This is a genomic window from Pseudomonas sp. JL2, assembly GCF_031570495.1.
Classification (GTDB): Bacteria; Pseudomonadota; Gammaproteobacteria; order Pseudomonadales; family Pseudomonadaceae; genus Aquipseudomonas; species Aquipseudomonas rhizophila.
Genome location: NZ_JAKUDH010000071.1, coordinates 1 through 1,139 on the forward strand (window position 1 = coordinate 1; position 1,139 = coordinate 1,139).

The following is a 1,139-nucleotide window of genomic DNA, read 5'->3' on the forward strand; positions in this document are numbered from 1 at the left end:
CCGCACGTCAACGTTGGCACCATCGGTCACGTCGACCACGGTAAAACCACGCTGACCGCTGCTCTGACCCGTGTCTGCTCCGAAGTTTTCGGTTCGGCCAAGGTTGACTTCGACAAGATCGACAGCGCCCCGGAAGAGAAAGCTCGCGGTATCACCATCAACACCGCTCACGTTGAATACGATTCGGCCGTGCGTCACTACGCACACGTTGACTGCCCAGGTCACGCCGACTACGTAAAAAACATGATCACTGGTGCTGCCCAGATGGACGGCGCGATCCTGGTTTGCTCGGCCGCTGATGGTCCGATGCCACAAACCCGTGAGCACATCCTGCTGTCCCGTCAGGTAGGCGTTCCGTACATCGTTGTCTTCCTGAACAAGGCTGACATGGTTGACGACGCTGAGCTGCTGGAGCTGGTTGAGATGGAAGTGCGCGATCTGCTGAGCACTTACGACTTCCCAGGTGATGACACTCCAATCATCATCGGTTCGGCTCTGATGGCTCTGAACGGCCAAGACGACAACGAAATGGGCACCACCGCTGTCAAGAAGCTGGTGGAAACTCTGGACAGCTACATCCCAGAGCCAGAGCGTGCTATCGACAAGCCGTTCCTGATGCCAATCGAAGACGTATTCTCGATCTCCGGTCGCGGTACCGTTGTGACTGGTCGTGTTGAGCGTGGCATCGTCCGCATCCAGGAAGAAGTTGAGATCGTCGGTCTGCGCGACACTCAGAAAACTACCTGCACCGGCGTTGAAATGTTCCGCAAGCTGCTCGACGAAGGTCGTGCAGGCGAGAACTGCGGCGTACTGCTGCGCGGCACCAAGCGTGACGACGTTGAGCGTGGCCAGGTTCTGGTCAAGCCAGGCACCGTCAAGCCGCACACCAAGTTCACTGCAGAAGTTTACGTTCTGAGCAAGGAAGAAGGCGGCCGTCATACTCCGTTCTTCAAAGGCTACCGTCCACAGTTCTACTTCCGTACAACTGACGTGACCGGTAACTGCGAGCTGCCAGAAGGCGTTGAAATGGTAATGCCAGGTGACAACATTCAGATGACTGTCACTCTGATCAAGACCATCGCGATGGAAGACGGTCTGCGTTTCGCTATCCGTGAAGGCGGTCGTACCGTCGGCGCTGG

General features: G+C 56.9%; 1 protein-coding gene. It reads left to right on the forward strand.

Going from position 1 to position 1,139, the window contains the following annotated elements; all coding sequences use genetic code 11:
- Positions 1-1,139, forward strand: a 1,139-nt coding sequence (tuf, locus tag MKS85_RS28790) for an elongation factor Tu (RefSeq protein ID WP_310663255.1), incomplete at both ends; no start/stop codon positions are given.